The sequence below is a fragment of the Alcaligenes sp. Marseille-Q7550 genome (genome assembly GCF_965112015.1).
Window position 1 is genome coordinate 1,895,307 of sequence record NZ_CBCOPU010000001.1, and the last position, 26,421, is coordinate 1,921,727.

The following is a 26,421-nucleotide window of genomic DNA, read 5'->3' on the forward strand; positions in this document are numbered from 1 at the left end:
AACGGCTGGTGTTTCCCAGTTACCCAAGGCTTGGGGGAGGTGATTTCTTTTCAAGGAATATCATCATGAACTTCTATCCTCTCGGCCAAAGGGAATCCAGAGGTACAGGTTGGGGCGGGGCGACATCCAGCCGCTTGGGAGCCATCGGCGCTGCGCGGTTCACCACGGGACGGGGCGGCACGGGGCGCGCCGGACGTCCAGGTGCGGCCAGCCCTGAGTCCCCGCCAGCAACACTGCGGCGCAGGGACGCGCATCCCGCCCCGGTCAGTGGATACGTCATTCTCGAGTTAATGCGCCAACCAGCGCTGATGGTGGCCAATGCGGACGTCCAGTCCCCCGTCGTCCGGATGCTGGGCATTCTTGGCGAGGCGATGCAGGGCGATCTGGATAAGCTGCCGGGAGCGCGGGAAGCCCTGGACAATTGGCTGGATGAGCAGCCCTCTCAAAAACTTGAGGCTTTGTGGGGCGGGCCATTGGGCCATCCGGGGGCCTGCAGAGCGTTGGAAAGCAAGATTACACATGACCCGCATGGCTGGGCGGTCAGCCTGCTGAATGAGGTGGCGCTGGCCTTCAAGCAGTACTTGGCCCGGGAGAGAGTGGGCGGGCCTCTCATGGAGATGGTCAAGCTGCTGCCCGGCCCAGGGGCGGGCGGCGATGCGGCGGGACTGGAGGCGGAATTGCTCGCCTTGCAGGAACAACTGGACGAGCTGGACGTTCGCGCAGAGGAGGGCCGCTGGCCTGCTGTCGACATGCTGGATATCTATCTTCAGTCTTTGTCCAATGGCCAGTCGGAGCGGTTGCTGATCGCGTTGCGGCCTGAAAGGCTGGATACGGTCCATGCTCTATTGTCGCAGCGGTATGGGCATCCCGAGGCCCGGAGGGAGCGCACGCTTGCGCCCTTCGTCATGCTGGTCCGTCTGCGTGCGGCCTTGGAGCGCGAGGTTCACGCACGGGCCCGGCCTGGATTGTGGCAACTGCACGAAGTGTTGGAGCTGGCGGCGAGCACACGGGATCGACGCGTCGCAAGCCAGGTTTTGCGTGACTTGCACGCCTTTGTGGACATGATACGGCAAACCTTCGGTCCGCTGCCCGAAGAGTTATCCGAAGACGTGCGCAAGTTGGTTATCGACTGCCTGACCCTGCTGCGAGATGCGGAGCGCCATCCGACAGGGCCTCTGACTGACAGTTTCCTCAAGAACTTGGACGACTTCACGCTCAATCATCTGCACCAGATCTCTGGCTTGTTGCACCCCTGGGGCTTGGGGCTGGCCCTGGGGCTTGATGCGGCCAAGGCAGTCGGCCTGCAGCGGGTCGAAGCGCTCCGTCGGCAGGCCGTCGAGGCAATGATGGCCATGTTTTGTGCGCTGTCCGCCGCGCGGGCGAACATGCAGGTGTTTGTGCAGCAACTGCAGGAGCTGGCCTGTGTCGAATGGCAATGCCTTCAGCAAATGGAGGATTTGGGGCAGTTCATCTCCGGCCGTCCTAATCAAGATGAGCGTCGGGACTGGGCTCGGAATACGTGCAAGGAGGCGATGGGCAGGCTGATCGACGAAGGTCCGGTTTTCAGCGTGGACGATGCGCTACGGCATATTGGCCTGCTCAGGGACATGGCACGCAGGTACTTCATGATCTCGTACAAGCTGGAGAGCGTCATTGCTCAAGGTGATTACCAAAAGAGCGGCGGCAAGATCAGAGAGCACCTTGTCACCTGCTATCACCTGCTCAATGGCATGGACGATGCGATGAGGGCTAGGACGGGCGCAAGCCTTTTTGATACGTCGCGGCAGGCCAGCGCGGTTTCGGTCGCCAGCTTTTTGTCCGGCATTTTTTGTCCGGCTTTGCGAGACCAGTACGGGCTGGCCTATACACCGGATACGGGCGAAGTCGCCTTGCTTGTGACGGATACGGCACGGGCGGAGATGGCGCCTGAATTGGAGAAGCTTCCCCCCAGGCTGTCCGCGACATACGGCAGGCCACGTTGCTCGTCAACGGAATGGACAGGACGTTTGCTGTGAATACGCAGTTCCATACGCACGGAATTGAAAACGCTTCTGTCGTTCTTTCGGTGCGAGGTGTGGGAATCGACGGGCAAGATATTTGTTTTACGTGGCCTGATCCAGTATTTCCGTACGGTCGCCGTCAGACCATGGGAAGGGCGTTGGACGCGCTATACAAGCTGGCGGGCGCGAGTGCTGAAGCGCTGACGCATTTGATGGCTTATGAGCACGTATACGCCGCCGTACAGCGGGGTTTGCGGAGCATGGGCCGGGGTTCACCCTTCAAGCTGCCTGACGATACCGTCGTGCATGTGGAAGATGGGGGAGTCTTGGGATTCGATGTGGCGCAAGCCGAAGGGGGCGGATTTCTCATCACGACGACAGTTGAGTTTCCTGGCATCGAGTTTGCCCGGGGAACGCGACTGGACAATGCGGATGTGGGCATAAGAATGAATCCGTGGAGCAGTTGGGCGCAGATTCAGTACACCTTGCATGTGTCAGCGGACGTGCAGAAGATTCGTGTCGTGGAGCTGCCGCAGTTCCGGCACCATTTCGAAGTCATGGCAATCAAGGCGCTCACGTCGACATGAAGATCAAGCGCTAATAAAAACAGCTCCTGATCATTGGCCGTACCAAGCGTGCGCCGCCCCTCGACAGTTGGACTTCATTCCGGCAGTCGAGGGGTTTTTCATGGCTGAGTCGGCGGCGTGCCGAGTACGTGGTTGAAGGAACGCCCGGTATTGGACGGTTACTGAGATCCTGTGGGAGGTGATTTCTTTTCAAGGAAGATCATCATGAATATCCAACCCTCTGGCCGGATGCTTACCCCGATTTTGGAACGGCAGGACCTGGCGCCCGGTCCTTTGGGAACGGTGGGCAACAAGCGCTTCAAGCAGCAGGAGGGCGGCACGGCACCTATCGGCGAGACTAGCGTGATGAGCAATTTGCGTGGCGCTGCGAATGCCGCTTTCAGCCATAGGGCTCGCACCCCCCAAGAGGTACAGATGCAGCATGGGTTCTACAAAATGACAATAGCGCCCAGATTGGCAATTTGCTGGGCCACCTGACAGTCAAGGCGGACACAGCCGAGGTTCAGGACAAAGTCTCCCGTCAGCTGATTGGCTGTTGCAAGTGGTCAAAGGGCTGTTTGGCCAGCCTGACGGGAGGAACAGAATCCCTGGCCGCTTACATGGGTGAATTGACGTCTGAAGATCTCCAGGCCTTGCGCTTGGGCGCAGCGGGCAATGCGGAAGTCCGCGCCGCGGTGCTGGGCATGATCAAAGACGAAGAGTTCCGCGACCAGGCGCAGATCGTGCTGAAGGAGGTGGAGGACGCTCTGAAGCTGCGATTGATCAGAGACGTGGCGCAGCAGCCCTTGTCAGCGATTATCGCGATGCTGGCCGCCAAAACTATGAATATAGTGGATCTGGAGGGTCAATTGTGCAGGTTGCATAGAGACTTGGATCGGCTGGATTTACGTGGAGAGAACAATACCCCGCCGGCTGTCTACATGCTGGACATTTATCTCAAATGCATTCCCGTAAACGACAGGGCGAGTCTGTTGGACAGGGAGCTGTTGCGACGATTGGATGTCGTCGAACAGGCTCTGTTGCAGCTCTACGATGATTCGAGAAGACAGCACGCCCTGGATATGTTGCGTGCCTTTCGCCGATCGCTGGGGCGTTGCATTTATGCGCGGGTCGAGGGAGCCCTAACACGCTCGGTTCAAAACCCAGGAAATCATGCTGCCGGTGGACGGAACGCCGACCCGCTTTTGGGTGAGCGATGTATTCCATGAAGGCATAATCGAGCGCCGAAGCATCTTCTTGTCTGTCCGCGGGACAGAGGCGCAGGGCCAGCCTGTGCGTTATGCCTGGCCTGTTCAAACGTCGCTTGACGCATTTCCCGATGCCATGGGCAGGGCGCTGGATGCGCTGGGCAAGGTGGCTGGTTCGCGGGAAAAAGCGCAGGCGCATCTGATGCACTACGAGCACATGCTGGCGGCCGCGGTGCAGGGTTTGAGGAGCTTGGGCAGGGGTTCGCCCTTCAAACTGGAGGACGATACGGCCGTTCTTTTTCCGACGGATGGCTGGACTCTGACGCTTGATGTGGCCCAAACCGAGAACGGCAATTTTCGCAATACGATGACAGTCAGATTTCCTGGCATCCATGCCGCCAGAGGACTGCGGCCGGACAACACGAACGCGCCTATCGTTCTGAACCCGGAGAGCAGTTGGGCGGAGATTCAGTACATCATGCATGTGTCGGCGGATGCCTCGCGGATTGAGCGGGTCGAGGTACCGCTGTTCCGGTACCATTTTGATCTCCTGGAGTCCCAGGCGCGCCAGGCGGCATGAAGGGCGAGCCGCAAGCAAGAAGCCGCTGAGCCTTGCCCGCCCCAGGCATGAGCCGCCCGCGGAAAGTCGGGCGCCGCTCCAGGTTTCGGGGGAGGGCTGGCCGCGCCAGCGGCGCGCCGGGCTGGCGATAGAGGAACATCTGACACCCGCGGGTTACTGAAGTCTTGAGTGTGCATCTTTCGGGAAGATCATCATGAATACTCAAGCTCTCGGCCATGCGGGTACGCAGAGGCTGCAGCGCCAGGACCTGGCGCCCGGCCCTTTGGGCACGGTCGGCAACCTGCAGTTCGGTCTGCAGGATGGGGGGACGACGCGTTTCAGTCCTCCCGGCGCCTTGGCCAGCGTAAGCAATTCTTGGGTCGCTCGGCAATTTCGTCGCCACCGTGCGCCCCAACTGATACAGGAGCGGCGCGACTTCTTCAGGCAGGCCTACCAGAACAGCGGTCTCATCGGCAATGCGTTGGGCCGTCTGGCGCAGGGCAATCTGGCCAATCTGCCTGGAGCGCTGGATTCCCTTTCCTCCTACATGAACGAGTTGACGCTGGCGGATCTGGAGGCGTTGCGCAACGGGATGCTGGGCCATCCGACCGTCCGCGACGCGGTGCTGGAGACGATATCGCCCGCCGTCCGCGCTCAAGCCGCAAGGGTGGTGGAACAGATCGCAACGGCCCTGGATCGGCGCTTGGCTCGAGATATCGTGCAGCCGCATCTGAAGCGGATCCGCAAGCTGATGCGTCGTCAACGTGTGGATGGGAAGGCCTTGGCGGTGCAACTGAGCTCCTTGGCCACAGTCCTGGCTGCGCCGGTTTCCAGCCGGTCACAGCGAGGCCTGCCGGTTCTTCCCATACTGGACACGTATTTCCAGTCTCTGCCCCAGTCTCGGGTGAACAAGCTGGCGTTCGTATTTGGTTCAGTGATACTGCGTCCCGCTCAAGAGGCGCTGCAGAGGATGGACGATGATCTGGCCAAGCGTCGCGCCCTTGCCATGCTCAATATCATTCATGGCTCCTTGGAGCGAGAGATCTGTGCACGGGTTCAGCCTTCGCTGCAGGAATTCAAAGTCGCTCTGGACCAGGCCAGACACGACAGAAATCCACGTGCGGCATCCCGGATTTTTTGTGAACTGAACACCTTGGTGGGGGCGAGCCGGCAAGCCTATGGGTGGCTGCCCGAGACGGTGGACAGGGCTGTGCGCAAACTGGTCGACGATAACCTGATCCTGTTCCGGGATGCCACGCACAATCCGAGCGGAGCGCTGAATGCCGCATCCCTGAGCAGGCTGGATGAAGTCACCGTGGCGAACCTGCGCAATGTCAGGCACTTGCGCGGCTTTGGCCTGGAGTTGGAAGCGGCGGCCCGCACGGGCTGGGGGCAGCTCTGAGCGTTGTATCGGCGGTTCATCCAGGGCAGGGCGGACATGGTCCGGACGGATGCGCGGTACGCATTTCATTCGCGAATCAAGGAATGTTTGGCATGCATCGGTTACAGAAGTGCTGAATGCGTATCTTTTTGGAGAAAGTTATGATGGATACTCGAGCCCTTGGCCAGACGGGCGCCCGGATTTTGCAGCGCCAGGACCTGGCGCCCGGGCCTTTGGGAGCGGTCGGCAATCTGCGGTTCAGTCCGTTGGAGGGAGGGACGCCGGGCATCGGTCCTTCCACGCCGGCAAGCGCAGGCCGGCCGTCGGTCGGTTTTTCATTTCGACCCCAGCCAGTACAAGAACCGCGCAAATTTCTGACGCAGGCCCGCGAGAATAGCAATCGCATTGGCAATGTGCTGGGCCTGCTGACGGGCACGGCGGGCCATGGCTCGGCCCTGGCCAAACTCGGCCCAGAGCTGGCACAGCTAGTCCGCCTGGTGCGGTGCAATCTGAACAGTCTTTCGGGTGGAAGCGAATCCGGCAATCTCAGCAGTCTTGCGGGTGGAGTCGAATCCCTGACCTGCTACATGAATGAAATGACGCCTGAAGATATTGACGCTCTGCGCAATGGGGTGTTGAGTAAACCGCGCATCTGCCATGCGCTGCTGAGTCTGATGCCTTCTTACCTTCGCCCCCAGGCGACTAAGATATTGGAACAGATCACCGAGGCCCTGGATCAGCGTCGGGCCCGAGATGGTGTGACGATGCCTTTACAGCAGATTCAGATACTGATGCGGTCTTGGCCGATGAATGGGCCGGCGTTGGCGTCGCAACTGAATCGTCTGGCTGATGTCCTGGGCATGCCGGATGCCGACCAGCAAGCCAGCGAACCGCCGCTTGTCCCCATGCTGGATACCTATCTTCGGTCTTTGCCTGAGTATCGGCTGCGCGAATTGATGTTCCTATTCCATGCAGACAGATATCAACCCGCCCGAGATGCCCTGCGGCAGCTTGGCGAGGATTCGGGCAGGCAGCGAGCTCTTGCCATGTTGGATTGCATCCACCATTCATTGCCAAGCGTGATTCATGCACGGGTCCAGCCTCTATTGCGAGACATCGAAGTGGCGCTGGAGCAGGCCAGGCTTGCGGGGGATCAGCTCGCCGCGTCCCAGGCTTTATGCGAATTGTACTCGCTTGTGAAAGAGGGCCTGCGTACCTACGGATGGTTGCCGGAAACAGTGAATATAGACGTACGCAGATTGGTCCAGGGCAATCTGGATCTGTTGTTCCCGGACGCCGTGCACAACCCATTTGACCCACTGAATGCCGCGTATCTGGGCAGGCTGGATGAGACCGTCGCGGCGAATCTGCGCTGCGTCGAGCGCCTGCGCGACTATGAACTGATACTGCAGGAAGAGAATGACCGCAAGGTCAAGAAAACCTGGTTTTTTCGAGGAAAATCATCATGAATATACACCCAATGAATAGCGTCAACCAGACTGGCGTCCATGGCTGGCATCTGCAGGAGCGATACTTCGATTCTCGGGAGGATGCAGGCAAGCTACGGTTCAGCCTGGCGCAGGGTGAAACCGGAGGTGGACGACGGGGCGGCGGGCTTTCGCCCTCGGGAAGGGCAGGGGCGCTGAATTCTTTTTCCAGCAGCCCCTCGTCCGCACAGGGGGTGACGCGGGTGAAGCTGGCCGGTGCCAGCGGAGCTCGTGCTTTCGCCGTGTTGCTGGGCAATCTGGCCGCCCAGGCGCACGACGAACAAGCCAAGGCCGAGACCATCAACGAGTTGGCGCAGCTCATCAAGCAGTCCAAGGGCGAGTTGGCCAATCTCCCGGGGGGGGGCAAAGCAGTCGCCGCGTACTTGAGAGAACTGAAGGATGCGGAACTCTTTGCCCTGTATGCGGTGACCTTGGACCGCCCTGATTTCGCCAATGCCTTGCTGGATCAGCTGGATTCCGGCATGCGTGAGCAAGCGGCCCGCGTGCTGCATCAGATGGTGGAGGCTCTGAATCGGCAACTGATCCAGAGCGTTCTGCCGGAGCGCTTGTCGCAGATTGCCAAGCTGCCGTCCATACGGCCCGCGGACGCGCAGAAGCTGGAGGCCATGCTGACCCTATTGAGGTCCCGAAGGCTGGATGACGCCAAAGACGCTTTGTCGCGGATCACCAATGGGTCAGAGAAGCAGCAGGCTCTGTCCAAGCTGGATTGTCTGCATCAGTCGCTGGAGCGTGAAATCGACAAGCGGGCCGCCGTTTCTCTGACGAGAGTGGAACTGGCTCTTCTTCAGGCGGTGAATGCGGATAAGCCGTTCGCCGCATCCATGGCTTTATGCGATTTGAGCAGCTTGGTGTGGTGTATTGAGCAGGCCCATGGATCGCTGTCCAAGGAGCTGGCTGACGATGTGCGCAAGCTGGTCAATCATAGCCTGCCTGTTTTCCGGGACCCAACGTCCAACCCGGACGGCCCATTGAGCGAAGCCTCCCTGCGCAGGCTGAATCCGGACACCTTGAATAATTTGCGTCTTGCCTCGAGCCTGCACCGCCTTGGATTGGAACTGGAGGAGGCTGCTGACGCGGGTTGAGGCGCCTCCAGGCTGCCAAGCTGGCAGCCTCCTCAGGGGCGCGACGGGCGCGCTCCGCCAGGGTTTGCCGGACGCGCTGAGCTTGCGGGAAGAGGAACGCACCGGATTGTTCAGTCTCCCAAGCTTTGAGCGCGTATTTCTTTCGTGGAGAATCATCATGGTTACTCAACCTCTTCTTCAGACGGGGGCCGGGGCCTGCAGCGGCAGGATCTCTCGCCCGGTCCTCTGGGTGTTGTCGGCAACCTGCGCTTTACGCCGCAAGAAGGCGGCACAGCAGGCCTGGGACGCCGGGATGTAATCAAGGAGAACGTGCGCAGAACCTTGGCCAACGTGAAGTCTCGCTGCAGCTTTGCGTCTTCGGAAGCCCGGCGACAGCACAATGCCTCGATGCAGGTTTTCAAGAACAGCCGTCGCGTCGGCAATCTGCTGGGCAGGCTGACGGCCCCGCCCGGCAATGTCAAGGCCCGAACCCATACCGCCAAAGCGCTCGAACAGCTAAGCATGCCGGCGCGCGACGATCTGGCCAATCTGCGGGGCGGACGCGAATCCCTGTTCATCTACATGAATGACCTGACTCGTGCCGATCTCATCGCGTTGCGCGACGGGGCCTTGGGAGACCCAGGCGCCCGCGATGCGGTATTGGGTCAGGTACCTGTACAGGCGGCCGGGGTGCTGGGCCAGGTTGCTCAGGCCCTGGATCTGCCCTTGGCTCGCACTATCGTGGAGGAGCCTTTGTCGCAGATACGCAGACTGATGCTGCCCGCTCCGCATGTCAATGGGCCGGCGTTGGCGACGTCATTGATCATCTTGTTCATGGACCTGGCGCCGCCGCGCTTCAACCAATGGGAGGACGGCCCTGCGACCATCGCCCTGCTGGATGCGTATTTTCGATCTTTGCCCGAGTATCGCTTGTCGGACCTGGCGTACGTATTCAAGCCCTCAAGAATGGCTTGCGCCCAAGAGGCCCTGCAGGGAATCGACTATGTTCAAAAACGGCAGGCCCTGGCCATGCTGGACAGCATCCGCCAGTCATTAGGACGCGAGATTCACAGGCGGGCTCGGCCTACTCTGGATGGGCTCGAAGCCGCCCTGAGCCAGGCGGTGGCGGAAGACGATCGGCTCGCCGGCTCGAAGGCTTTGTATGGCTTGCACGTCTTGGTGCACAGGATGCAGTCCCCGGAATGGCTGCCCGACGAGACCTCCAATAAGGTGAGGCAACTGGTCAATGACAGCCTGCCTCTGTTCCAGGACTCCGGGGGCGCACTGGATAAAGCTGTCGTGCGGTACCTGAGCAAAGCCAAGAAGAGCTTGATCCACTTTGGTCTGGACGTGGAAGCGGTTCCCAGCGCCAGTCGCAGCTTGTTCTGGTGGACTTGATTCATGATGGCCTTGGCCGATGAGGTCAAGGCCCGGTCCAATTGCTGGAGCAGTACAGATTCCTAGAACTCAGGCAAGGGAACATTTGGTATCCGTCGGTTACCAAGGTGTTGCCGGGGCGGCGTGCGATCCGTTGCGCCGTCATCAACGCGACTGTGGCGGGGGTGTCGGTGTTTCTGCCCCAGGTTTGCCACATGGGCCTGATTTTCTTTAGGAAGACCATCATGACGATTCAATCTCTTGGCCAGACGGGAGTTCCGCATCTGCAGCCTCAGAGCAAGGTGTCCGGTGCTTTCGGCACTTGCGGCAACCTGCAGTTCAAGCCCGTACAGGGCGGCACGGCGCGTGTCAGCACGCTGAAGTTGGGCATACGCAATGCACTGGACACACTGAAGTTCTGTTTCAAGTTTGCCATCAAAGGCTTTCCGCAGAATCTGCGGACGCAGCGAGACTAACATGTTAAAGCTCGCGAACGACAGCTTTGCGCCCGCAATCTGTTGGGCAATCTGACGGCGCAGGCAAACGATCCCAAGGCTGGGTCCAAAGTCGTCAGCTCGCTGAAAGATCTGAGCGAAAAGATGGAGGGCGATCCGAAAAAAGTTCCGGACCTGCGCAATGAGCTGAAGAGCTTGAGCCGTGAAGACATCATCGCTGTGCGCAATGGGGTGCTGAGCAGTGAGGGCGGCATGGAAGCGCTGCTCGATCAGTTGAGCTCTGACGGAGTGCGCACGGAGGCCGAGAGCATGTTGAAGCATATTTCAGACAATGTGAAGCACCGATTCGAGCAGGAAATTGTCAGGAAGCCTTTTGACGAAATCGGCGGGCTGCTGTCCGCCAAATCAGTGGATGGGGAAGCGCTGGAAAAGCCACTGCTCAAGTTGGCCGAAAGCGTGCGCCTGTTTGACGCAAGCTTGGCGGCGGGCATGAAGGGGTTGGGGAAGGTGCCGGACTCTTATGAAGGGCTGCATATCTGTTTTCAGTCATTGCCCGAGTCGCTGCGAACCGAATTGCTGATTCTGGTACGGCCCGAAAAATGGACGAGCACCGTAGATGCCTTGAGTCTGGTCGACAGCGGTAAACAGAAGAAGGAGTCCATCTCTGTGCTGAATAAAATCCGCACGGTGCTGGAGCTCGAGATCGACAGGCGGGCGACACCTGATTTGGTTAAAGCGGAGATGGCCGTGCTTCAGGCGGTGAACCAGGAGGACGCGCGCGCCGCATCGGAGGCTTTGCTTAAGCTGGACGCTAAGCTTGGCGATATCAACGCAAATCATGGGTGTTTGCCGAGTAAAACGGCTAAGGATGTGAAAAATCTGATCAGTCACAGCATGCGCGTTTTCCGAGGTTCTGATCCCAGCCAGAAAGGGCCTTTGGACTTGATATCCCTGAGCCACCTGGATCAGACTACGGTGGACAATCTGCGCGCCGCCACGAATTTGCACGATTTGGGATTGCATCTGTGGCCGGCTTCGGAGGCCAATCAGGGTCCTATTTAAATAGTGGTCCTGCAGCCAGCCAAGGCCAGGATGGATGCGCTCCGGGCGGACTGCCCGGACGCGCTGAGCTCGTGGATGAGGCAATGCCAGGCGTTTATCGCTTGCCGACGGTCTTGGCATGCGGACTGATTCTGTTCAGGAAAATCATCATGCATATTCAACCTTCTGGCCAGGCGGTCTCTCAGGGCCCGATTCCTGATACCGCGCGAAGACCTGGCAAGCTGCGGTTCAGCACCGGGCAGGGCGCCGCTTCAGGCAGCGGCCGCCCCGGTGTCTTGGCGCGCCTGGGCGGCCTGTTCGCCCATATGAAATTTTCCTGCAGCAGTTCGTCCCCGCCCGCACGGGTGCAGCGCGAAGGCCCGGATCAGATCCCTGATCACAGCCGTCACATGCGCGCCTTGCTGGACAGCCTGAAGGCTCCGGCTGCCGATGCCAAGGCGCAGTCGAGGATCGCGCGAGATCTGACGCGGCTCAGCAAGCGCTTGCAGGACGATCTGTCCGCTCTGCCAGGGGGGCGGCAGGGGCTGTCCGCTTGCGTGGATGAATTGGCGTATCCCGACCTCGTCGTCTTGCGTGACGGGGCATTGGGCTACCCGCAGATCCATGAGGCGGTGCTGCGCCGGATTTCGCCTGTTGAATTACGCGCCCGGGCGGCGGAGGTGTTGCGTCAGATGGAGACGGCCATGAATCAGCGCCTGGCCGAGTACGTCGTGCGTGAGCCTGTGGCGCGGATGGTCGAATTGCTGACTTCGCCGGACAATCATGAAATGGCGCTGGTGGTGGAATTGCGCAGATTGCAGAAAGCCCTGACCGTGCTCGATAACGATAGGGCAAGGGGCGGCTCGCCAGCCTTCAGAATGGTAGGCATGTATCTCCAGTCTTTGTCTTGCGAGCCGGCGCAGCAGGTGCTGAGCGCATTGCGACCCGAGAGGCTGGACCTTGCCCGTAATGACTTGATGCGAGCGTTTGGCGGGCATGACGCCGAGTGGGCGCGTGGATATGGGTCGGCATCCATGCTTGCCTATCTGCGCCTCGCGGTAGAACGAGAGATCCACGTACGAGTGCAGCTTGAATTGAGCCCATTCCAAGAAAGCTTGGCCCGGATGGCAGGTCTGTGCGATTCGCGCGCCGCCTCCCGGTTCTTGCGTGATCTGTACGATCTGGTGGACCAGAGGCAGCGGAATTACGGACCGTTGCCCGAAAAGACGCTTAAGTCCGTGCGAGACCTGGACGACGAGAGTCTGAGGCTGTTTCGGCATACGAGCGCCAATCCGCATGGCCCGCTGAATCAGAGTTCTCTGAACGGTCTGGATGACCTCACTCTCAGCCGATTGTGCAAGCTTGCGAGGCTGGTGCGGCCTTTGGAGCTGGAGCTGGACCTGGAGGCGGCCAAAGCGGTCGCTCTGCAACGGGTCGAACCGCTTAGCCAGCAGCTCATAGAAGGCATTGCGGACGTGTTCCGGACGCTGTCGGCGGCGGCGGTCGATATGCCGGTGCTTGTGCGACAGTTGCGGGATCTGTCCGGCGTGGAGCTGCAGCGCATTCAGCGATTGATGGAGCTGGGACAGTTCAGCTCCGGCGGTCCCGGCGAAAATGAAGGGCTGGCCATGGCGCAAGAGGCGTGCCGGCGGGCGACCGAAAAACTGGGCGGCATCTCTCGGACCTCCATCGTGCGCGATGCAATGCGGCATCTGAGCCTGCTGATGGGTCTGGAGGGCGAGTTCGGCAAGATTGCCGCCGAGCTCACGAGCAATGTGGATAGGGAGGACGGCCATCTGAAGGTCGGAAAGCTGCTTGGCGCGACCCGCCATCTGCTGAGCGGCATGATCGGCGAGATGTACGAGCGACTGCCGGCCTTGCTGGAAATCGATGCTTCCGACGCGGCGATCGACTTGTGCGAGCGGATGCTGGCCCTGTTGAACCCGGACGCGGCCGTCTTGGCTCTGCCTGGCGCCTTTTGCCAAGCTTTACGGGAGCAATACGGAGTCGTTCATCCGCCTGTGAACGGGGCGGATACAGAGTCTTCTGTGAGCAATGCGCCTGGAGGCTCTGCTTAGCCGGTCCTGCCGGATGTACGGCGCATCAGGATAGTCGAGCCATCGCGGTTCCGGCGCCATTTTGACCCCGAGGCACGCTATGCGCGGGGGAACGGGCCTCTGGCTCAAGGCAGGCGCATCAGTATCGGCACGCCGGCCTTGCGCAGGCAGTTCAGCGTCACGCTGCCCAGAACGGCTGCTTCGAGCGCGCCCCTGCAGCGGGTGACCATGGCCAGGATGGCGTCGCGGCGATCAGCGACGTGGTCGTTGATCGCCGTCGTGGGATCGCCGTGCAGCACCTCCCAGTTGACGCGCACGCCATGGTGCCGGGCCAGCTCAGCCGCCTTGGAACGTACATAGCTGGATTCCAGCATGGTTATCTCGCTGCCGAATTCTTCACTGACGCCGCCTGCGCCGTCGGTCTGGACAGCGCTCACGACCTCCAGCTCCGCATCGACCCAGCGGGCGAACTGTGCGGCCTGGTTGGCCATCGCCTCATGCGGCGAGTTGCCTTGGAGCGGCAGCACCACGCGGCGCAGCCTTATCGGCGCGTGGTCCGATCTGCTCGCCCCGGTCGGGTGATAGACGAGCACCGGTCCGCGGGCATCGCGCACGATGCGCTGCGCCACGCTGCCAAGCATGATTTCCATCAGGCCGGAGCGCCCATGCGAGGTCATTGCCAACAGTGTGGCCGGCTCGCCGCGGGCCTGCTCGACTATCGTATGGGCCACGTCGTCCGTCTTCAACAGGCACAGGCCCCGGGCCTTATGGACGGCTGCCAGCCGCTCGATGTAGCCGGCGGCCTCGTCGTGGTCGGCTTCCTTGTCCAGCACGCGCAGCAGCACGAGTTCCGTGCCGTGGACAGCGGCAAGTCCGGCCGCATAGGGAATGACTTCTTCTGAAAAATGGGAGCCATCAAGCGGTACCAGGATACGTTTGTACATAGTCATACTCCGGAAGGCGTTTTTCAGGGCGCTTCATGGCGTTCGACGGGTTCCGGGGCAAGCGGCGAAACCAGTCGCCATACGAAACGTTGTACGCAGCGTCCGGCGGTTTGTCTGCAACGTATTGGTTCATAAGGTGACAGCTTCACGATGCGCTAAGACGGGCTGAAGCTGGCGGATGGGCCTGCATCGAACAGGCGCGTTACCAAGCGCTACGAAAAGCGATGTTTCAGCAGTGCTTGGAAAACAGAAGTCCGGCACTGAGCTGGCGCCGGATGAGAAGGCTCAGAAATTGAGCGTCAGGCCTTTTTCCCGCAGACGCTCGCGCAGGCGGCGCGCGCCCTGGACAGACGGCTGCGTACCGTGCCTATGGGCACCGTGAGCAGGGCGGCGGCCTCTTCGTAGGAGAGGTCATCCAGACCCACCAGCAGCAGTATGGTGCGCATGCTTTCCGGAAGTTCATCCAGGGATTCCTGCAGCAGGCGCAGCGTCTGGGTCTGGGCGGCCGCCTCTTCGGGAGAGGCGCCATCGGTGGGCAGGTCATAGAGGCCGCTTTCATCGACGAAATGATAACGCCGCTCCGGCGCGCGCGAGAGGTGATTGCGGATCAGATTGAGGGCGATGCCATACAGCCAGGTGGACAGTTGCGATTCGCCGCGAAAGGACTGATACGAGCGCGCAGCTTCCACGAAGGCCTGTTGGGCAAGATCTTCGGCGTCGCTGGTATTGCCGATATGCATGATGATGAAGCGTTGCAGCCGGTCGCTGTGTTGCTGCACTAATTCACGAAACAACTGGTCGTCAGCCATGGCGGGGGAGTTGGCTGGCACTGGCTGATTCATGGGGCCGGGTACTTCGCAGTCTGGATCAGGAAGTATTGTCATGAGGGCGCCGAAGAGTACTGTTGCTGATCATCAGCGTGCTTCAAAATGTGAGGTCGCTGTGCCGGAACATTACATCACGAAATTGCTTATTTCAAGAAATTGCTTAATGTTAAGGGTTTGTACGATGCATGCAGTTGGCAGCAGAAGAAAGACGTTGGAGATCAGGCGGGAACCGCTGCCGAATGCGCGGCGCCAGCGCGTTTCACGCGTTCAGCGCGATTCGATGAGCGTGCGCAGCCATTCGCGGGCGGTATGGCTGGAAACAGGACTATTTCCTTGCGCGGCAGCTTGCTCGAATTTTTCGCGCATGGCCTGGTCAATGCGTTTTTGCTGGTCCGGCGTGAAGTCGGCGGCGCTGATTCCCATGTCCTGGCACAGGGCCGTGAATCCGGTCCCGCGGGCAGCGGCCGAATGGTTCAGCTGGGTGACGTAGTCCACGCCGGAAAAGACCTGGGCCAGCGTCTGCACCATGTCCAAGGCCTGGGTGATGGTGCGCGAGGCCAGCGGCTTGCCGGGACTGGAAACCAGGCCGAGCTCCCGGGCCACGGCCTGGGAGATGCCGATGCCGTGGCTTTGCGCCAGGGCATCGGTAAAGAGCCGGGTGGTGTCCACGTCGGGTTCGACCCAGGCCACAGTCCGTCCGCTGGGCGTCGCGCCTGTGCCCAGCGTCTGAAGAGATTGCCCCGTTGACGAGGCATAGACTGCTTCACCACGTGTGGCGGCCGAGGCGAAGTCGTCCAGGCTTGGGAGTTGTCGGGGTGCTATAGGGGCGGAAGAATTGATGGTCATAAGTGAGTCGGGCCAGGCTGTCATGAATGCTGCGGATCCGTGAGGCCAAAAATCGGCTTTTGCTTCTTAGTGAATGCAGGTCTGGAAAAGGTTCCAATCGATCCGGTACATGGGGTCGGTGCTATTCTTCTTCAATATAACAGGAGAGCCATCCCCTATGATCGAGCGGATCGGACTAGAGCTGGAGATGGGCGTCATCGGCCAGCGGGACGGGCGCAGTCATGCCGTCACCCATTATTTCGAGGCGCTGGCGAACGTGAAGCGTCAGCGCGGCCTGCACGTGGTCTGTTCCGACCTGTGCGGGCGCACGACCAGCCTGGATACCGTGGCCGGATGCAGCGGCCTGGACAATGGCTACAACCTGCTGGAAACGGCGTTTGCTCCCATTCCCGGCGGCGCGGGCTGCCTGGACCGGCTGGCCGCCCTGGTTCACCAGGAACTGAAGGATGTCATTCAGGCCCTGGACGCCGAGGGCGCTGCCTTGCTGAATGCGTCCGAGCACCCGGATTGCGCAATGGACGAGGCCTGGTATGCCGCCGTGCGCGTCGACCGGCCGATCTATCAGGAGCTCGCGGGGTATCGGGGGTGGATGCACCGGGTGGGCATCGATGCGAAGGCTCAGAATGGCCCGTGCACGTCCGTGAAGGTGGATCAGGCCGCTCGTGCGCTGAATGCCATGCTGGCGCTGGCGCCCGCCCTGATCGCGATCTTTGCCAACAGTCCTCTGGAAGCGGGCCGTGAAACGGGGCTCAAGGAAAATCGGCTGACCATCTGGGACCGCATGTTCGCGGCCGCCCGGTTCCGGGGTGATCATTTCCTGCAGCGCATGCCGCCCAGGCCCTTCGAGGACCTGGGGGACCACTACCGCTGGATGTTCGGCGCGCAGACGGCAACCCGGGCCTTGCCGCTGGAATTGGGGCAGGGGTACAAGTCAGCGACGTCCGTCTTCCTGGATGGGGACCCGCCGCTGGCCGAATTCCTGCGTTCGGACTCGTGGCAGGGCCGCGGCGGTCCAACGGCGGCGCCGTTGACGATACGCCCCAGGGGCGGCCATTTCGTCTATGCGCAGTACGCGCACTTTCTGGATGCCCGCTGGCGATACAAGGTGGATCAGGAGCCCGCGCTGGACACCTTGCTGGCGGCCTGGGACCGCCCTGGAGGGATAGAGGCCCTCTTGCAGGCCTGCGGCGTCGACGGCTATATCGAGGGACGCGCCCCCGGCGCGGTCTTTGCGGATGCCCAACTGATAGACGAACTGGGGCCGGAGATCGCCGCGACGGCGCCGATTGCTCCATCAGCCGTGCAACTGGGTTTGCTGAGCAATCTGGACGAGGCCGAGCAGCTCTGGCGTCAATGGGGCTGGGGAACCTTGCGGGAGCTGCGTTCGACTGCCATCCGGGACGCCCTGGCCGATGACAAGGTGCGGGCGCTGGCGCAGGACGTTCTGGCGGTTGCCCGGGCCGGCCTGCCGGAGGGCGAGCGGGCTTGGCTGGGCTATGCCGAGCAGGCCGTACAGACTGGGCGTACCGGCGCCGACAGGTTGCTGGAGCTGTGGCATGCCCATGCAGGGCGGGCCGACCGCCTGGTCCGCATCGGCAAACAGCGACGCGTCTGTGTCATGGAGCCGCCGTTTCGCGTATGATTCACCGGGTGTTCCACCAGCCCGTAGAACCGACATGTCTATTGCTATCGATAAGTCCGGCCCCGTCCCGGTTTTTCAGCCCGAGGGTCAGATCAACAGTGCCAACGCCGCTTCCTTCGAAGCGGATCTCATGACGCAGCTCGACAAGGGTGAACAGAAAATCGTGCTGGATCTGTCACGGCTCAATTACATTTCCAGCGCCGGCCTGCGGGTCCTGCTGTTGCTGGCCAAAAAGATGAAGCAGTCCGGCGGCGCCCTGGTGTTGTTCGGCGCCCAGCCCAACGTCAAGGAAATCTTTGAAATCAGCGGTTTCCTGGCGGTTCTCAAAGTTTGCGACACTCGGGAGCAGGCGTTCGCGGCGCTGCCCTGAAGCATCATTTCGCTACGCGGCTTGCCGACTTTCTCCAGCGTGTTTTTCGCGGCATGACATGTCGCGCCGGAGCGGGTCCGGCGAGCCGGTTCGCGCGTTCTGCCCGTAACGGCGCGGCGCCGGCTCCCGCCATGCAAGGCATGGCGCTGAGCCGTATTTAAGCGTTTTTTCAGGTCTTTTTTTGTATGCTTGAAAACAAGTCTGAATAAGAATCAGTCTTTATATGTTTTCAGCTCTCACTTCAAAGACCATGATGCGCAAACCTATTCTTTTTTCCATGCTGGCCCTGAGCCTGGCCGGTTCAGCGCTCGCCGCTGAGTATCCCATCGGCAAGCCGGTCGAGAAGAACGGCCTGGAGGTGGCGGCCGTCTACCTGCAGCCGGTGGAGATGGATCCGCCCGGCATGATGCGCGCCGCCGCCGAATCCGACATCCACCTGGAGGCGGACATCCACGCCACCGCCGACAATCGCAACGGCCTGCCCGAAGGCGCCTGGGCGCCGTACTTGAACATCCAGTACAAGCTGCAGAAGCAGGGCAGCGACACGGTGATTGCCGGCGAGATGATGCCCATGGTGGCCAATGACGGTCCCCACTACGGCGACAACGTCAAGCTGGACGGCCCGGGCAAGTACACGCTGGTGCTGACCATCGGTTCGCCTGAAAGCGGCAAGATGAACCATTTCGGCCGCCATGTGGACAAGGAGACCGGCGTAGCGCCCTGGTTCCAGACTTTCGAGCAGCAGTACGAATTCGTCTTCGCCGGAACGGGCAAGAAAGGCGGGTACTGATCATGCGCCGGCTAGCCAGACTGGCCGCCGCGCTCGTGCTGGCGGCGGGCGGCGCGTCGGCCGCCTGGGCGGACATGCCCGTGCATACGCTCGCCTTCAAGCCGGACGGCACGTTCGAGCCGGCCGTTCTGGAGGTGCAGGCCGGGCGTTTCAAGATCGTGCTGGTCAATGAAAGCCAGGAGGCGGTCGAGTTCGAGAGCCTGCCTCTGCGCAAAGAAAAAGTGCTGGGACCCGGCGTCACGTCCTTTGTGGTGCTGACCGTGTCGCGCCCCGGCGATTATCCATTCTTCGACGACTTCCATCCCGCCGTGAAAGGCACGTTGCGAGTTCGTCCCGCTCCTTGAGCAACTGCCATGGAACAAGTGTCATTCATCGTCTGGCGTGAAAGCGTGGAAGCCTTGCTGGTCATCGGCATTCTGTATGCCTGGCTGTGCCGCACGCCCCAGGGCCGCAAGGGCCTGCCGTGGCTGTGGGGCGGGGTGGCCGCCGGGCTGGCCCTGGCCGTCCTGCTGGCCTTGCTTCTGCTGGGCCTGTCGAGCTGGCTGGACGATACCGGGCAAGAGTGGTTCCAGGCCGGCATGAGCCTGGCGGCCAGCGCTTTGGTGGTGCAGATGGTGGTCTGGATGCGGCGCCATGGACGCACCTTGCGCCATGATCTACAGCAGGGACTGTCCGACGAGCTTGGCCAGGGGCGCCAATGGGGCGTGCTGGCGCTGGTCATGATCGCGGTGGCGCGCGAAGGCAGCGAGACCGTGGTGTTCCTGTACGGCGTGCTGTCCGCGGCTCCCCAGGATCAGAGTCTTTTGTCCCTGGTCCTGGCCGGCGCGGGCGGGCTGCTGGCCGCCATCCTGACATTCGCGGTCTTGCAATGGGGCGGGCGCATCATCACCTGGCGGCGCTTTTTCGCGCTGACCGAGGTCCTGCTGCTTCTGCTGGGCGCGGCCCTGCTGGTGTCGGCGACCGACAGGCTGATCTCCCTGGATGCGCTGCCGGCCCTGGTGGACCCGGTCTGGGACTCGTCCTGGCTGCTGGGCACCGACTCCGGGCTGGGCAAGCTGCTGGCCGATTTCGCGGGTTATCGGGACTATCCCGCGCTCAGCCAGGTGCTGATCTATGTTCTGTACATTCTTGCGGTCTGCTGGCTGCTGCGCGCGCGCAGCCCGCAAACCGCATCGACGAGGGGAGCGACACGATGAGTGCTGCGCTGTCCGCCCGCCGCCCCTGGCCGGCTCGCATGGGCGACTTCCTGCGCGATCATCAGCGAGCCATTCGCCGCATGCAGTGGCTGGTGGTGGCCGTCTACGCCGTCCTGCTGCTGGCGCCGGTGTTCCTGCCTTTGCCGGACCGCAGCGCTTCGATGTTCAACAACCTCACTGTGCTGGCGCAGTTCGCCTTCTGGGGCGTCTGGTGGCCGTTCGTGCTGCTGTCCATGCCGCTGATGGGGCGGACCTGGTGCGGCGTGTTCTGCCCGGAGGGGGCGTTGACGGAGTGGGCCAGCCGGCACGGGCGGGGCGGGGCCATCCCGCGCTGGATGCGCTGGGGCGGCTGGCCTTTCGTCGCTTTCGCCTTGACCACGATCTATGGGCAGTTGATCAGCGTCTATCAGTATCCGCTGGCCGTGGCCTTGATCCTGGGCGGCTCCACCCTGGGCGCCATGGCGGTGGGCTGGCTGTATGGACGGGAGAAGCGGGTATGGTGCCGCTACCTGTGCCCGGTCAACGGCGTGTTCAATCTGCTGGCCAAGCTTTCGCCCTGGCAGTTCCAGGTGGATGGGCAGGCGTGGCGTCAGGCGGAGCGTCGCACGCAGAGCATCAATTGCGCCGCTGCTGCCGCTGCGCACCATGCAAGGGGCGGGGGACTGCCATATGTGCGGGCGATGCAGCGACTATCGCGGCGCGATCAGCCTGCGCTTGCGCTCGCCCGAGCGCGACATCCTGCAGGACTCCGCCGGCGGCGGCTGGCAGACCCTGCTGATCACGCTGGGCTTGATGGGCCTGGCGGTGGGCGCTTTCCTGTGGAGCGCCAGCCCCTGGTTCGTCGCCCTGAAGCAGGCGGCGGCCACGTGGCTGGTGGAGCGCGACATCATCTGGCCCTTGCTGGACACCGCGCCCTGGTTCCTTCTGACGCACTATCCCGAGGTGAACGACAGCTTCAGCTGGCTGGACGGCGCCGTCATCCTGGCATTCATCGCGGGGGCCTGCGTGGTGTGCGGCGGAGCCGTCCTGGCGGGCCTGGCGGCGGCCGACCGCGTCCTGCCGCGCGTATCGGGGGCGGGGCGGGCCTGGGAAGGCGTCAACAAGCTGGCGCTGGGGCTGATCCCCTGGCCGGCGCCGGCGTCTTCCTCGGATTGACGGCCACTACCCTGACGCTGTTGCAGCACGAAGGCGTGGACACGGCCTGGGCGACCGCGGTCCGGCTGGCCATGCTGGCCCTGGCGCTGGCCTGGAGCCTGCGCCTGTGCTGGCGTCTGGCCGCGCGGCGCACGCCGCTGACGGGACGGCGGTGGGCCGCCATGGCCTGTCTGGTCCTGGGCCTGCTGCCGTTTCTGGATGCCTGGCTGCTGTTCTTCCTGCGTTGGTGAATACGCATCGGATGGCTGGACAATTTTCCGGGAATCACTCTATAATCAATGGCTTTTCCACGTTTTGGCTTTGCCTGGCCGCTTTTTTGCGGGCATTGACGGAACCAGGGGAAGAAAAAAAACAAGTGCCTGTTTTTGGGTCTTACAAGTGCAGCCTGGTTGTTGGGCGGCCACCCACAGACATAAATTAATCGAGTAATTTCATGCCTAAAATGAAAACCAAGAAAAGCGCCTCCAAGCGCTTTGTGGTTCGTGGTAGCGGTTCCATCAAGCGGGGCCAAGCGTTCAAGCGTCACATTCTGACCAAGAAGACGACCAAGAACAAACGCCAACTGCGCGGCGCCGTCGAGGTTCACAAATCCGACGTCGCTTCCGTCAAGGCCATGATGCCTTTCGCTTGATTAGGGAGAACTCAACATGTCTCGAGTAAAACGCGGTGTAAACGCTCGCGCCCGCCACAAAAAAGTCATTGCCCAAGCCAAAGGTTTCCGCGGTCGCCGCGGCAACGTGTTCCGGGTAGCCAAGCAGGCAGTCATGAAGGCAGGCCAGTACGCCTACCGTGACCGCCGCAACAAGAAACGCGTGTTCCGCTCGCTGTGGATCACCCGTATCAACGCTGCTTGCCGTGAACTGGGCATCAGCTACAGCCAGTTCATCGCTGGCCTGAACAAGGCTTCCATCGCCCTGGACCGCAAGGTTCTGGCCGATCTGGCGGTTAACGACAAGGCCGGCTTTGCCGCCGTTGTTGCACAGGCTAAGAACGCTCTGGCTGCTTAAGCGGTATCCGACTGTATAGTTCGCAAACGGGGCCTTGGGGCTCCGTTTGTTTTTGGAAAGTAACACGCCATGACTTCCTCCCACGATGATCTAATCGCCCAGGCACGGGCTTTGTTCGAGCAGGCCCAGGACGCCGCTTCGCTGGAAAATGCCAAAGCCCGATTCCTGGGCAAGCAGGGCGCCATCACCACGCTGATGAAGGGCCTGGCGCAGATGGACCCGGAGCAGAAGAAAGCCGCCGGCGCCGGCATCAACGTGCTCAAGCGCGAAATCGAAACCCTGCTCAATGATCGTCGCGCCGCGCTGGCCGCCGCGGAACTGAACCAGCGCCGGGCCCAGGAGAAGATCGACGTGACGCTGCCCGGCCGCGGTCGCGGCGCCGGCGGCATTCACCCCGTCATCCAGACCTGGCAGCGTGTGGAAGCCATTTTCCGTTCCATCGGTTTCGACGTGGCCGACGGCCCCGAGATCGAGGACGACTGGACCAACTTCACGGCCCTGAACAACCCGGAGAATCATCCGGCCCGGTCCATGCAGGATACGTTCTACGTCGACATGCAGGACGGCCAGGGCCTGCCTTACCTGCTGCGCACTCATACCAGCCCCATGCAGGTGCGTTACGCCCGCATGAACCAGGCGCCCATCAAGGTCATCGCGCCGGGCCGCACCTATCGCGTGGACAGCGATGCCACGCACTCGCCCATGTTCCACCAGGTTGAAGGCCTGTGGATCGCCGAAGACATCTCCTTTGCCGATCTGAAAGGCGTCTACACGAACTTCCTGCGCGCCTTCTTCGAAAGCGACGACCTGGTCGTGCGCTTCCGTCCCTCCTTCTTCCCTTTCACCGAGCCTTCGGCCGAGATCGACATGATGTTCACCTCCGGTCCCAACAAGGGCCGCTGGCTGGAGATCTCCGGCTCCGGGCAGGTGCATCCCCAGGTCGTGCGCAACTTCGGCCTTGATCCCGAACGCTACATCGGCTTCGCCTTCGGCTCGGGGCTGGAGCGCCTGACCATGTTGCGCTATGGTGTCAATGATCTGCGCCAGTTCTTTGAGGGCGACCTGCGCTTTCTGAAGCAGTTCAATCGCTGATTCTTCCTTCGCACCGCTCGGCTCATTGCGTCCGGGCGGTTCCGGTACTCGCCGTTTTACGTTTCCATCTTCAGCATCATGTTATTTTCCGAATCGTGGTTGCGCCGCTTTGTGAATCCCAAGCTGGGCACCGAAGAACTGGGCCACCAACTCACCATGGCCGGCCTGGAAGTCGAAGATATCCAGGCGGCCGCGCCCGCATTCGACCAGGTGGTCGTCGGGCTGATCACCGCCATTGAAAAGCATCCGGACGCCGATCGCCTGCGCGTGTGCCAGGTTGACGACGGCTCGGGCCAGTTGCTGCAGATCGTGTGCGGCGCTCCCAATGCGGCGCAGGGCATCAAGGTGCCGGTCGCCCGCGTCGGCGCACAGTTGCCGGGCGGCATGAAGATCGGCCCGGTCAAGATGCGCGGCGTGCAGTCCAGCGGGATGCTGTGCTCGGCGCGCGAACTGGGCCTGTCCCAGGACCACGACGGCCTGCTGGTGCTGGACCCCGATGCGCCCGTGGGGCAGTCCCTGCGCGAACTGCTGGACCTGGACGATCAAATCATCGAACTGAAGCTCACGCCCAATCGTGCGGACTGCCTGTCCGTGCTGGGCGTGGCGCGCGAAGTGTCCGCCCTGACCGGCGAGGCGCTGACCCTGCCTGAATTCGCCGCCGCACCCGTCACCATCCAGGATCGCGTGCGCGTCACCGTGCATGACGCCGACCTGTGCGGTCGCTTCGGCGGCCGGGTCATTCGCGGCGTGAACGCCCGCGCCAAGACGCCGGACTGGATGAAGACCCGGCTGGAGCGCAGCGGCCAGCGGTCGATCTCCGCGCTGGTAGATATCTCCAACTACGTCATGCTGGAGCTGGGCCGTCCCACGCACGTGTTCGACCTGCAGCACGTGCAGTCCGGGATGGACGTGCGCTGGGCCCGCAAGGGCGAGCAGCTGGAGCTGCTCAGCGGCCTGAACGTGGAGCTGGACACGGACGTGGGCGTGATCGCCGTGAACGATGTGCCCCAGAGCATGGCCGGCATCATGGGCGGGGAACGAAGCTCGGTCACCCTGGATACCACGGACGTCTACCTGGAGGCCGCCTTCTGGTGGCCCGAGGCCATCATGGGCCGCGCCCGCCGCTACAAGTTCTCGTCGGACGCCAGCCATCGCTTCGAGCGCGGCGTGGACTTCGACACCATTCCACAGCATCTGGAACGCACTACCGCGCTGATCCTGGAAATCTGCGGCGGCCAGGCCGGCCCGCTGGACGATCAGATCATCGCCTTGCCCAAGCGCGAACCCGTCGCCCTGCGCCTGGAGCGCTGCCGCCGCGTGCTGGGCATCGCCCTGGAGCAGGCTCAGGTGGAAAGCATCTTCAATCGGCTGGGCCTGGAGTTCACCGTGTCCGACGGCGTGTTTACCGTGACGCCGCCGAGCTTTCGCTTCGACCTGAACATCGAAGAAGACCTGATCGAGGAAGTGGCGCGCATCTACGGCTTCGAGAACATCCCGGACCTGCCGCCCGTGGCGGCGGCGCAGATGCGCGTGCAGCCTGAATCGCTGCGCGGCCCGCACGCCTTGCGCGCCGTGCTGGCGGCGCAGGACTACCAGGAAGTCATCAATTTCTCCTTCGTGGAGGAATCCTGGGAAAGAGACATCAACGGCCAGGCCGATCCCATCCGCCTGCTCAACCCCATCGCCAGCCAACTGGCGGTCATGCGCTCCAGCCTGATTCCCGGCCTGCTGGCCAATATCGAACACAACGCCAACCGCCGCCAGCCGCGCGTGCGCGTCTTCGAGCTGGGCCGCGTGTTCATGCGCGACCCGGCCCAGGAAAACGGTCCTCTGGCCGTGGCCGGCATCCATCAGCCCAATCGCATCGCCGCGGCGGCCTGGGGGCCGGCCGTGGCCGAACAATGGGGCCAGGCCGATCGCGACGTGGACTTTTTCGATGTCAAGCGCGATCTGGAGACGCTGCTGGGCCGACGCGCCGCCGACGCCCGTTTCGAGGCGCAGGCCCATCCGGCGCTGCACCCCGGCCGCAGCGCCCGCATCCTGCTGGACGACCGGCCCATAGGCTGGATCGGCGAGGTCCATCCCCAATGGCTGAGCGTATTCGGCCTGAGCAAGGCCCCGGTGGTGTTCGAGGTGGACGTGGACGCCATTTCCCGCGACGCTGTCGTGCAGGCGTCGGAAGTCTCCAAGCAGCCCGTGGTGCAGCGCGACCTGGCCGTCTGGGTGAACAACGAGGTGGCCTATCAGGCCGTGCTCGATACCTTGAACGCCGTGCGCCAGACCGCGCCGCAGGCGGCCATCGTCAAGGACATCCAGTTGTTCGATGTCTGGCGCGACAAGAGCGATTCGGCCGAAAAGAGCCTGGCCATCCGCTTCTGGCTGCAGGACAGTGCAGCCACGCTGGACGACGCACGGGTAGAGCAGTGCATGCAGGCGCTGCTGGAGGCACTGGTGTCCGCGCATGGTGCGCGGGCGCGAGCATAAGGAGACACGATGAACGTAGATCGCACCCTGACCAAGGCGGATCTGGCCGAGCTGCTGTTCGAGCGCGTCGGCTTGAACAAACGCGAAGCCAAGGATATTGTGGATACTTTCTTTGCCGAGATCCGGGATTCCCTGGCCGACGGCGTGGAAGTCAAACTGTCGGGCTTCGGCAATTTCCAGGTGCGGGACAAGCCGCCGCGTCCCGGGCGCAACCCCAAGACGGGCGAGGTCATCCCCATCTCGGCGCGCCGGGTGGTTACTTTCCACGCCAGCCAGAAGCTCAAGAGCGCGGTGGAGGGCGCCCCGGTGTCCCCCGAGGACGAGCAGGACTGAGCCCTGGTACGTTTGCGTACAGTTTTGCCTGACCAAACGTGTAAAATCACTCCTCTTGTTGATGAGCATCAGTGGCCATGAGCACGAACGAAAAGACGGCAGCCCTACCTCCGATTCCCGCCAAGCGCTACTTCACCATCGGCGAAGTCAGCGAGCTTTGCCTGGTCAAACCGCACGTCCTGCGTTACTGGGAGCAGGAATTCACCCAGCTCAAGCCGGTCAAGCGCCGCGGCAACCGGCGTTACTATCAGCATCACGAAGTGCTGCTGATCCGCCGGATCCGCGGCCTGCTGTATGACGAAGGCTTTACCATCAGCGGGGCGCGCAATCGTCTGGGCGACGGCCCGGACGTCCCGTTCGACCAGGACGCCGCCGTGCGCCTGACAGGACAGGAAATGCAGGCGCTGCGCGCGGACCTGGGCCAGATTCAGTCCATGCTGGACAAGGCTCTGGAAATGACCGCGCCGAGCGCCGCTCAGTAAGACCTCCCGCCAATGCGGGTGCAGACAGGCCGGCCGCTGA

General features: G+C 62.1%; 25 protein-coding genes and 2 pseudogenes. 24 read left to right on the forward strand and 3 right to left on the reverse strand.

Features of this window, described 5'->3' with window-relative positions:
• The first annotated feature begins 65 nt into the window (after positions 1-65).
• The 12 genes from ACWPWO_RS09060 (at position 66) to ACWPWO_RS09115 (ending at position 13,234) form a co-directional block, all read left to right on the forward strand.
• Positions 66-2,015 (forward strand): hypothetical protein, encoded by a 1,950-nt coding sequence (locus ACWPWO_RS09060; protein ID WP_454006134.1) that lies wholly within the window; start codon positions 66-68, stop codon positions 2,013-2,015.
• Positions 2,012-2,587, forward strand: a complete 576-nt coding sequence (locus ACWPWO_RS09065; RefSeq protein WP_454006136.1) for a hypothetical protein — start codon at positions 2,012-2,014, stop codon at positions 2,585-2,587. Before ACWPWO_RS09060 ends, ACWPWO_RS09065 begins: the two co-directional genes overlap by 4 nt.
• Before the next feature lie 204 nt (positions 2,588-2,791).
• A complete protein-coding gene (locus tag ACWPWO_RS09070; protein ID WP_454006138.1) occupies positions 2,792-3,064 on the forward strand; it encodes a hypothetical protein in 273 nt (90 codons plus the stop codon).
• Positions 3,049-3,795, forward strand: a complete 747-nt coding sequence (locus ACWPWO_RS09075) for a hypothetical protein (RefSeq protein ID WP_454006140.1) — start codon at positions 3,049-3,051, stop codon at positions 3,793-3,795. Before ACWPWO_RS09070 ends, ACWPWO_RS09075 begins: the two co-directional genes overlap by 16 nt.
• A complete protein-coding gene (locus tag ACWPWO_RS09080) occupies positions 3,740-4,354 on the forward strand; it encodes a hypothetical protein (RefSeq protein WP_454006142.1) in 615 nt (204 codons plus the stop codon). The genes ACWPWO_RS09075 and ACWPWO_RS09080 overlap by 56 nt, the downstream gene beginning before the upstream one ends.
• A gap of 262 nt (positions 4,355-4,616) precedes the next feature.
• Entirely contained in the window at positions 4,617-5,735 is a 1,119-nt protein-coding gene (locus ACWPWO_RS09085) for a hypothetical protein (RefSeq protein ID WP_454006143.1), read from the forward strand.
• A gap of 116 nt (positions 5,736-5,851) precedes the next feature.
• The gene (locus ACWPWO_RS09090) at positions 5,852-7,183 is read left to right on the forward strand and encodes a hypothetical protein (protein WP_454006145.1); all 1,332 of its coding nucleotides are present in this window, start codon (positions 5,852-5,854) and stop codon (positions 7,181-7,183) included.
• Positions 7,180-8,304: a hypothetical protein gene (locus ACWPWO_RS09095; protein WP_454006147.1), complete on the forward strand. Its 1,125-nt coding sequence runs from the start codon at positions 7,180-7,182 to the stop codon at positions 8,302-8,304. The genes ACWPWO_RS09090 and ACWPWO_RS09095 overlap by 4 nt, the downstream gene beginning before the upstream one ends.
• 144 nt (positions 8,305-8,448) lie before the next feature.
• Positions 8,449-9,681: a hypothetical protein gene (locus ACWPWO_RS09100; RefSeq protein WP_454006149.1), complete on the forward strand. Its 1,233-nt coding sequence runs from the start codon at positions 8,449-8,451 to the stop codon at positions 9,679-9,681.
• Between the two features lie 41 nt (positions 9,682-9,722).
• Entirely contained in the window at positions 9,723-10,136 is a 414-nt protein-coding gene (locus ACWPWO_RS09105) for a hypothetical protein (RefSeq protein WP_454006151.1), read from the forward strand.
• 42 nt (positions 10,137-10,178) lie between these two features.
• Positions 10,179-11,177 carry a hypothetical protein gene (locus tag ACWPWO_RS09110; protein ID WP_454006153.1) on the forward strand — a complete coding sequence of 333 codons (999 nt, stop codon included), beginning with the start codon at positions 10,179-10,181 and terminating at the stop codon, positions 11,175-11,177.
• An 83-nt stretch (positions 11,178-11,260) separates the two neighbouring features.
• Entirely contained in the window at positions 11,261-13,234 is a 1,974-nt protein-coding gene (locus ACWPWO_RS09115) for a hypothetical protein (RefSeq protein WP_454006155.1), read from the forward strand.
• A gap of 104 nt (positions 13,235-13,338) precedes the next feature.
• Here ACWPWO_RS09115 and ACWPWO_RS09120 read toward each other — a convergent pair whose 3' ends face one another.
• The 3 genes and pseudogenes from ACWPWO_RS09120 to ACWPWO_RS09130 form a co-directional block, all read right to left on the reverse strand.
• Positions 13,339-14,163 (reverse strand): universal stress protein, encoded by an 825-nt coding sequence (locus ACWPWO_RS09120; protein ID WP_454006157.1) that lies wholly within the window; start codon positions 14,161-14,163, stop codon positions 13,339-13,341.
• 279 nt (positions 14,164-14,442) lie between these two features.
• A pseudogene (locus ACWPWO_RS09125) lies at positions 14,443-14,999 on the reverse strand (RNA polymerase sigma factor).
• A 252-nt stretch (positions 15,000-15,251) separates the two neighbouring features.
• A complete protein-coding gene (locus ACWPWO_RS09130; RefSeq protein WP_454006159.1) occupies positions 15,252-15,830 on the reverse strand; it encodes a hypothetical protein in 579 nt (192 codons plus the stop codon).
• A gap of 157 nt (positions 15,831-15,987) precedes the next feature.
• Between ACWPWO_RS09130 and ACWPWO_RS09135 the strand changes: the two genes are divergently transcribed.
• From ACWPWO_RS09135 to ACWPWO_RS09190, 12 genes and pseudogenes are all read left to right on the forward strand, one after another.
• Positions 15,988-17,472, forward strand: coding sequence for a glutamate-cysteine ligase family protein (locus tag ACWPWO_RS09135; protein WP_454006161.1), 1,485 nt, complete (start codon positions 15,988-15,990; stop codon positions 17,470-17,472).
• Positions 17,444-17,842, forward strand: a complete 399-nt coding sequence (locus ACWPWO_RS09140) for an STAS domain-containing protein (protein ID WP_454006163.1) — start codon at positions 17,444-17,446, stop codon at positions 17,840-17,842. The genes ACWPWO_RS09135 and ACWPWO_RS09140 overlap by 29 nt, the downstream gene beginning before the upstream one ends.
• Positions 17,843-18,092: 250 nt before the next feature.
• Positions 18,093-18,632 (forward strand): iron transporter, encoded by a 540-nt coding sequence (locus ACWPWO_RS09145; protein ID WP_454006165.1) that lies wholly within the window; start codon positions 18,093-18,095, stop codon positions 18,630-18,632.
• Between the two features lie 2 nt (positions 18,633-18,634).
• Positions 18,635-18,976 (forward strand): cupredoxin domain-containing protein, encoded by a 342-nt coding sequence (locus ACWPWO_RS09150; protein ID WP_454006166.1) that lies wholly within the window; start codon positions 18,635-18,637, stop codon positions 18,974-18,976.
• 9 nt (positions 18,977-18,985) lie between these two features.
• On the forward strand, positions 18,986-19,828 hold the full coding sequence (locus ACWPWO_RS09155) for an FTR1 family iron permease (RefSeq protein WP_454006168.1): 843 nt from the start codon (positions 18,986-18,988) through the stop codon (positions 19,826-19,828).
• Positions 19,825-21,213, forward strand: a pseudogene (locus ACWPWO_RS09160) (4Fe-4S binding protein). Before ACWPWO_RS09155 ends, ACWPWO_RS09160 begins: the two are co-directional and overlap by 4 nt.
• 203 nt (positions 21,214-21,416) lie before the next feature.
• Positions 21,417-21,614 (forward strand): 50S ribosomal protein L35, encoded by a 198-nt coding sequence (rpmI, locus tag ACWPWO_RS09165; protein WP_394065677.1) that lies wholly within the window; start codon positions 21,417-21,419, stop codon positions 21,612-21,614.
• Positions 21,615-21,630: 16 nt separating this feature from the next.
• Positions 21,631-21,990 (forward strand): 50S ribosomal protein L20, encoded by a 360-nt coding sequence (rplT, locus tag ACWPWO_RS09170; RefSeq protein WP_394065678.1) that lies wholly within the window; start codon positions 21,631-21,633, stop codon positions 21,988-21,990.
• Between the two features lie 69 nt (positions 21,991-22,059).
• On the forward strand, positions 22,060-23,082 hold the full coding sequence (gene pheS / locus ACWPWO_RS09175; RefSeq protein WP_454006171.1) for a phenylalanine--tRNA ligase subunit alpha: 1,023 nt from the start codon (positions 22,060-22,062) through the stop codon (positions 23,080-23,082).
• Between the two features lie 78 nt (positions 23,083-23,160).
• On the forward strand, positions 23,161-25,566 hold the full coding sequence (gene pheT, locus ACWPWO_RS09180) for a phenylalanine--tRNA ligase subunit beta (protein ID WP_454006173.1): 2,406 nt from the start codon (positions 23,161-23,163) through the stop codon (positions 25,564-25,566).
• A 9-nt stretch (positions 25,567-25,575) separates the two neighbouring features.
• Positions 25,576-25,899 (forward strand): integration host factor subunit alpha, encoded by a 324-nt coding sequence (locus tag ACWPWO_RS09185; protein WP_454006175.1) that lies wholly within the window; start codon positions 25,576-25,578, stop codon positions 25,897-25,899.
• A 77-nt stretch (positions 25,900-25,976) separates the two neighbouring features.
• Positions 25,977-26,381 carry a MerR family transcriptional regulator gene (locus tag ACWPWO_RS09190; RefSeq protein WP_394065682.1) on the forward strand — a complete coding sequence of 135 codons (405 nt, stop codon included), beginning with the start codon at positions 25,977-25,979 and terminating at the stop codon, positions 26,379-26,381.
• Positions 26,382-26,421 lie beyond the last annotated feature (40 nt).